Raw genomic sequence first — 7,319 nt, forward strand, 5'->3', positions numbered from 1 at the left:
TCCTTAAAATAGACTATTATTTCAACTTGCTCACATCAAAGGGTTCTATAAGTATATTTTTACCATATTTATCAAGAACCTTAATTGTACCCTGAATATCGTGAATTGCTTTTTGCATTTCTTTTATCGTATCCGCAGCTAAATAAAAACGTGAAACAATCGAATGTATACCACTTCTTTTAGGAATACAATCGCCTATATCATATTGCTTGTCACTGTCGATCACAAAGGGATATTTTTTAGCTTCTTCATACCCAATTATTTTATCTATCACTCCTCCGCTTGAAATAATATTAAATTGATAACCTATCTTTTTGAAATACGGATTTTCCAACTTAATATCATCTCCCATTTCTCCGGTTAATGCGTAGTTGACCATCATTTCCAAATGACTAATACCATTAAATGATTTTGTAAATTTATAGGAAGCGCCTCCTGAAAAACGATAAGCAGGATCAACAAAATAAAATCCACTATCATTTACCATTATTTGAAACCAAAAAAAACCATTTTTCACACCTAATTCTTTAAACATTTCGGAGACGTTAGTATGGCATTCACGAATATATCTATCAATATATTTTGATGGACAGAAAAGGAGATAAGGAATTGGTGGTTCTCCATTTTTTGGAATATCAAGATAAAAATCTGTAACACTGGAAATTTTATAAATTCCATCCGCAATTGAATAACGAACGGCTATCTGATCACCCTTAATAAATTGTTCAATAACAACATTTCCTTTTTTTTGTGAATTACTCAATGCAAATTCACTAGCAATTTTTAATTCTTCATAGTTATTGCAAATAGAAATCCCTCTGGCACTGTGACTATCTTCTGGTTTAACAATTACTGGGTATGCAATTTTGTCACAATTCTCAGGGTAATAATCGGAGTAATCTTCGGCCACAGGAACGTTATATTTTCTACATGTTTTTTTAAACAAGGACTTATCCGTTGTAATCTCCAACTGTTCTCGTGTTGCATAAAATGGAAGCCCCAAGCGTTCACATATTTCCATCGCTCTATATATGTTAAAATCAGGTACTCCAGCGAATACACCATCAATATGATTCTCTTTTGCCAATTGGACCAGCGTATCAACTTCTGCGGTGCTAATATTCCAATATTCATCGGCAATTTGTTTTGCCAGAGATTTATCTATGGGCAGATAGTCTGTTACTATTGTATAAACCCCCTTGCTTCTAGCATAAGCAACAATGTCATATGAAGTGATATGTTTATCGCCTAATACCAAAAGTTTCTTCCCTTGCAATTTATTTTCCATAAAAAAATGCCTTTATATTATTCAAAATTGTTTCCCTATCCATTTCTTCCATCCCATAATACATCGGCAACCGTAACAACCGTTCACTTTCCTTCGTTGTCCATCGATCAATGCCCTGAAAACGCCCAAACTGCTTACCCGCCGGAGAAGTATGCAACGGAATATAATGAAAAACCGATAAAATACTGGCCGCATTCAAATAATCTATTAGTTTATTTCTTTCCTCTATATCCTTCACCTTGATATAAAATATATGGGTATTATGTTCACACTCTTGCGGGATATGAGGCAAATCTATATGTCCTTTTTCCGCTAATGGTTTTAAACCTTCATAATACCGATTCCAGGTCTTTAATCGGTCAGCATTAATTTTATCAATACTCTGCAATTGAGCATAAAGATAGGCCGCGTTTAACTCACTGGGTAAATAGGAAGAACCGATATCCAGCCAAGTGTATTTATCAACCTGACCTCTCCAGAATTTACTCCGGTTGGTGCCCTTCTCCCGGAGAATTTCCGCACGTTCAACCAACTCTTCGTCCTGGATTAAAAGGGCGCCCCCTTCACCACAGGATACATTTTTTGTTTCATGAAACGAATAGCATCCCATATTCCCAACAGTTCCAAGGGACCTGCTCTTATATTTTGCCCCTATTCCCTGGGCTGCGTCTTCAATGACGAAGAGCTTATATGTATGGGCAATCGCAAGGATAGTATCCATTTCGCAGGCAACCCCCGCATAATGGACAACCACTATAGCCTTGGTCCTTTTGGTTACAGCGTCCTCTATCAGGTTTTCATCAATGTTCATGGTATCCGGACGGATATCAACGAAAACAATTTTTGCTCCCCGTAATACAAAGGCATTTGCAGTAGAAACAAAAGTATAGGACGGCATGATTACTTCATCGCCCGGTTTAATATCCACAAGAATGGCAGCCATCTCAAGAGCGTGGGTGCAGGAAGTAGTCAACAATGCGCGACTGGTATCGGTATTTTCTTCAAACCACTGGTGACAATTTTTAGTAAAAGGACCGTCACCGCATAACTTGCGGCTTTCAAGAACTTGCCGGATATATTCTAGCTCTGTTCCAAGACACGGAGGCCTGTTAAAGGGTATCATTGCGATCCTTCAAATCTTATATAACTTGAATTAGCCTTTTCTTGATAAATTTGGCGGGACAACCACCAACTACAGTCCAGGGAGGAACATCTTTAGTTACAACAGACCCTGCCGCAATAATGCTTCCCTCCCCAATTGTTACTCCCTGTAAAATAATACTTCTTCCACCAATCCAAACATTATCTTTCACTGTTATGTTTCCCATAGTATTTGGCAAATTTAAATAACGAATATCATGCCCTGCGGCAAAAAAAGTAACCTGTGGGCCAATAGCGATATGATTTTCAAGTTTTATACTATTATTTTTATCTCTCAGGGAACAAAAAAATCTACAGCCATGATTAATGCTAACATGGTTTCCTATAAATATCCTTTTTGTTCCCCGAAAATCAACAGTATAATCAATTAAACAATTTTTACCTAAAGAGCCTAATAACACTTTAAAAGACAAATATCTAAAAAATGGAGGCAATATTTGTAAAACAACATATTTAATTGTATGAAAATAAGAATAATAAATAAATTTAGCAGAAGTCCGTATTGGGGAGGGGGGCAAACAAGTTATCATACAATGTATTCCGGATCCTTTTTTACAATCTTCATTCTTATGTAAAAACTTACTTGACCTTCGCCATCGCCCTGAACTGCGGACTATTCTCCAGCAACTCCCCGTAGTTCCCCTGCGCTATAATCCGCCCTTTCTCCATCAGATAAATCACATCGCATCCCTGCACCGTGGTAAGCCGGTGGGCTATCAGTAGTATCGTCTTGGTATGGGTCAGGTTACGTATAGCCTCCATGACCGCGTCCTCAGTCAGCGAGTCCAGGGCGCTGGTAGCCTCGTCCATCACCAGGATATTCGGGTCATGGTACAAAGCCCGGGCTATCCCCACCCGCTGCCGCTGTCCCCCGGACAGCCTAATACCACGCTCCCCCACCACCGTGTCATAACCCTCGGGCAGCTCCGTGGTTATAAACTCATGCAGATTCGCCGCACGGGCAGCCCGTTCAATCGATGCACTCTCCCGCATATCCTGCGGCAGACCAAAGGCAATATTCGCCGCTACCGTATCGTCGCTTAAGAATATCTGCTGGGGCACATATCCAAAATTCCGCTGCCAAGCGGCGACCCGCTTCCGGGTGTCCTCATCCGTTAAAGACGTTACCGGCGTTTCATCAGCAAGAATCGCCCCGCCGGTGGGCTTTAAAAGCCCCATGATAACGTCCACCAGGGTGGTCTTACCACAGCCCGTGGCGCCCACAAAGGCAACCGAACTGTTCCGGTTAATACTCAGATTAAGCTGCTTTAACACCGGCTCCCGGGATGTGGGATAGGAATATTCAAGCTGCTGTAAAACTATCCCACGGGCAAAGGGCAGCACCTCAGGCGCTGCCTTCATCGCCTTCTTGTCCGGCATCTGCGGCGGCTGCGGCAGGGTCGTCATATCCTGGAATAGGGCGTCCACCGTAAAACTGTGGTAACGCATCTGCACCGCATCGTGAAATATTTCCCGCAAATTCGGCATCATCCGCATGATGGCATAGGCATAGACCGTTATAAGCGGCAATACTTCCGCAACGGTGCCATGTACTATCAGGAGTATAATAACCAGCGCAATCGCAAACCCCGTTGCCAGCGACTGTATAGCCTGACTCGGAATGGTAGACAATATCTGATTCGCCGCCTGGGTCGACGCATACCGCTTTGCAGCAACACTGTACGCATAGGAGAAGAAGGGTTCCTTCCCCAGGATCTTCACATCCTTAATGCCCCCAAAGGCTTCGTTGGCGGTTTTAAACCGCAGCCGGTTTGCCTCCCGCACTTCCTTGCCGTGCCGGGAAAGCCGCTTCCGTATCACCCCGTAAAGCAACGCGTAGGCCAAGCCGAATATACCAAAACTGGCGACCGCCACCACCGGGTTAATGACCACCAGGAGAATAAAAATGGCAAGAGATAAAGCCCCGTGGATAAAAATATTGATGATGGGCCGCATAACCCCGTTGATAACCGAGTCTACCTCGGCCAGGAGGTTTTTTGACAGCTCGCCGCTGTTATGGTGCAGAAAAAACTGATAGGGCTGGTACAGATACTGCCGGAACAGCCGCACCCCCAGGGTATACCGCCGGTTCGCCACAAACCGGGACATCCCGTACAAAACGATCATCCTGAAAGCCGTGGAGACCAATATTACGGTAAAAACAGCGATACCCAGGAATATAACAAAGGCCCGGTCGCTTTGGAAATTCCAAAGCTGATAAAAAAACGCCAGCACGGGCTGGCGGTGGATGACGGTCTGATCGGCGATCACCGCCATAAACGGCCCTAAGGAGCCGACACCCGCAATCTCCAGTACTGAAACGCTCAGGATGGCAAAGGTTATGGGAACAAGCCGCCGCCGCTCCTGCTTGGTAAACAGGGCGAGTAACTTTACTATCGGCTTTGCCATCCTGTTACTTTCCGCCTACTGCCCGTCCGGATTAATTCCGCCGTTGATCAAATTGGTCAAGAATATTGTCCCGCAACAACGACAAAAGATATTCCCACCAGAGGGACCCGGTAAAATCGTCTTTAAACGCAGTGGGGGCAAGGAAGCGGCGCATTTCCGCTAAAAAATCTCTTTGCCCGGTTTCAAGTTTTTCAACCCGCTGCCGGTATTTTGAGAGAAACAATGCCGGATCGATTTTTCGATCGGCAAGCTTTTTTTCCAGTAAATCATGGGACCATGCAATAGTACGGCTTGTCAGCCAAAAAATATCCCATAAATCGCGGTTCTTTACCCTATTGGGCCGTAGGGCAAGGGCAATTATTTTATCGGTCAGTATTTCCGGAAGACTTTCTGCATACAGAATCATCCCCGATGTTCCCAGTTCTATGCCGTAATAATTCTTTAATAGCGCCGGTTTACGATCATAACTTGGAAGTATACAGATATCAATATTGATTCGTTGTGCCGGAAAATCCGGGCGCTCGGGGCGGGTAAGTATCTTTATCTTCCAGGTATCGGTATTTCCCTGCTCCTTTGTAGGCTCGGAAACTGACACCGGCAATTCATATTTTTTTTGTAACCCGTCCTTTAATACCTGCCCAAGGCTGGTTAAGTCCTCTTTTTTAAAGTTAAATCCGCCGGTAAAATCAAGATCTTCGCTCAACCGTTCGGAGCCGTAACAATTCCGAAGGCAGGTTCCGCCGATAAAGGTCAGGTCCCGAAGGTAGCCGGCTTTATTCATCTCCCGTAATATATCGTGATGCAGTATTTCTTTTTCCACAACCGGACGAAGGGTAGCATAGGTTCCATCCGCTTCCAACGCAATTTCAACGGTCCGATCAAATAAATTCACGGACCGCATCCCGATTAATCAGTTCCATGGATCGTTTTGCCGCCCGCATATCCTGTAACGCAAGCTGCGCCGACGCCCGCCATAATCTATACCTCCGGTCATAGATAAGCAGGGCGCTTATATCATCAAAATGTTTTTTTGTGTGAACAAATTCTATGGAACCCCATTTGCCGCAGGCAATAATGCCGGAACGTCCGCCGGTTACCAGACTTATCCACCCTAAGGGTATTTGGGATATCATCCCTTCTTCGCTAAGGGCGCTTTCCAGGCTTAGATAACAAAAGCTCTCTTCCCGCAGCCGCGAAGCGGTATGATACAGCTCGCAGCCCTTTGGGTATCCTGCCTTTGGATACAGGTACATCCCCCGGCAAATCCGTATCAGCACACCCGATTTCGCCGCTCTTCCCAGCAACACCCGCAGAGCCGGGGCGGTCATTTCAGGAAAAATCTGATAAAAATCACTGGCAGAAAAAAGATAATGCTCCGCACTTGCCAGAGATTCCAAGGTACTTTTTAATCGTTGTATGGACTGCATAATTGGTTGACAAAACATAACATATTGTGTTATGTTTTGTCAACCAATTCTACCGCGTCCCATAGTTCTGCTTAATCCAGTTCTGGTACTCCCCGCTCCTGATACCCTCTACCCACGCGGTATTCCCCAGGTACCAGTCCACGGTTCGTTCCAGCCCTTCGGCAAAACTCACCCCCTGCTTCCAGCCCAGCTCCCGCTTCAGCTTGCCACAGTCTATCGCGTACCGCCGGTCATGTCCCGGCCGGTCTGTTACATACGTGATGGTACCCCGTACCTTCGCCGGGTCCAGCTTCGCTTTTTCCGACACGATGTCTATCAGCGACTGTAGGAGCGTGATGTTCTCCCACTCATTCTCCCCGCCTATGTTCCACTTCTCCCCAACCCCGCTCTTCTGCATGATGGACCACACCGCATTGTTGTGGTCCTCCACATACACCCAGTCCCGGATGTTCTTCCCGTCCCCGTACACCGGCAGGGGCTTCCCCTCCAGCATGTTCAATATCATCAGGGGGATAAGCTTCTCCGGAAACTGGTAGGGACCGTAGTTGTTCGAACAGTTGGACAGGGTTACCGGCAGCCCGTAGGTGTGGGCATAGGCCATGGCCAAGTGGTCACTCGACGCCTTGCTCGCCGAATAGGGGGAGCGGGGGTCGTAGGGGGTCGTCTCGATAAAATACCCCGTTTCCCCCAGGGACCCGTACACTTCGTCCGTACTGATATGATGAAACAGTACATCCTGCCGCAGGGCGCCATCGGCGGTTTTCCAGGCGGCGCGCGCAGCATCCAGCAGGGTGAAGGTTCCCATCACATTGGTTTTCACAAAGGTCTCGGGGCCCAGGATGGAACGGTCTACATGGCTTTCCGCGGCAAAATGCACCACCGTATCAATTTCGTATTTCACAAACAGCGATGCTACCAAAGCACGGTCACCGATATCACCGTGTTCAAAAAGATATCTACTGCCACCGAACTGCCGTTCAATGTCTGCAAGGCTTGCGGCGTTTCCCGCATAGGTTAAGGCGTCCAGGTTGATA

7 protein-coding genes are annotated in these 7,319 nt (G+C 45.8%); all 7 read right to left on the reverse strand.

The annotated features are described in order from the left end of the window. Positions 1-16: 16 nt before the first annotated feature. Positions 17-1,288 carry an ATP-grasp domain-containing protein gene (locus TPRIMZ1_RS0115815; protein WP_010262496.1) on the reverse strand — a complete coding sequence of 424 codons (1,272 nt, stop codon included), beginning with the start codon at positions 1,286-1,288 and terminating at the stop codon, positions 17-19. Continuing rightward, the gene (rffA, locus tag TPRIMZ1_RS0115820) at positions 1,278-2,411 is read right to left on the reverse strand and encodes a dTDP-4-amino-4,6-dideoxygalactose transaminase (RefSeq protein WP_010262500.1); all 1,134 of its coding nucleotides are present in this window, start codon (positions 2,409-2,411) and stop codon (positions 1,278-1,280) included. The genes TPRIMZ1_RS0115815 and rffA overlap by 11 nt, the downstream gene beginning before the upstream one ends. A 16-nt stretch (positions 2,412-2,427) precedes the next feature. Beyond that, positions 2,428-2,979 (reverse strand): acyltransferase, encoded by a 552-nt coding sequence (locus TPRIMZ1_RS21030; RefSeq protein WP_081503688.1) that lies wholly within the window; start codon positions 2,977-2,979, stop codon positions 2,428-2,430. A 49-nt stretch (positions 2,980-3,028) separates the two neighbouring features. After that, positions 3,029-4,858 (reverse strand): ABC transporter ATP-binding protein, encoded by a 1,830-nt coding sequence (locus TPRIMZ1_RS0115830; protein WP_010262506.1) that lies wholly within the window; start codon positions 4,856-4,858, stop codon positions 3,029-3,031. Positions 4,859-4,889: 31 nt separating this feature from the next. Further along, positions 4,890-5,750: a nucleotidyl transferase AbiEii/AbiGii toxin family protein gene (locus TPRIMZ1_RS0115835; RefSeq protein ID WP_010262511.1), complete on the reverse strand. Its 861-nt coding sequence runs from the start codon at positions 5,748-5,750 to the stop codon at positions 4,890-4,892. Further along, a complete protein-coding gene (gene abiEi / locus TPRIMZ1_RS0115840; protein WP_038079128.1) occupies positions 5,737-6,285 on the reverse strand; it encodes a type IV toxin-antitoxin system AbiEi family antitoxin in 549 nt (182 codons plus the stop codon). The genes TPRIMZ1_RS0115835 and abiEi overlap by 14 nt, the downstream gene beginning before the upstream one ends. 49 nt (positions 6,286-6,334) lie before the next feature. Beyond that, a partial coding sequence (rfbB, locus tag TPRIMZ1_RS0115845; RefSeq protein ID WP_010262517.1) for a dTDP-glucose 4,6-dehydratase occupies positions 6,335-7,319 on the reverse strand: 985 nt, incomplete at its 5' end.

Source organism: Treponema primitia ZAS-1 (genome assembly GCF_000297095.1).
GTDB classification, from domain to species: domain Bacteria; phylum Spirochaetota; class Spirochaetia; order Treponematales; family Breznakiellaceae; genus Termitinema; species Termitinema primitia_A.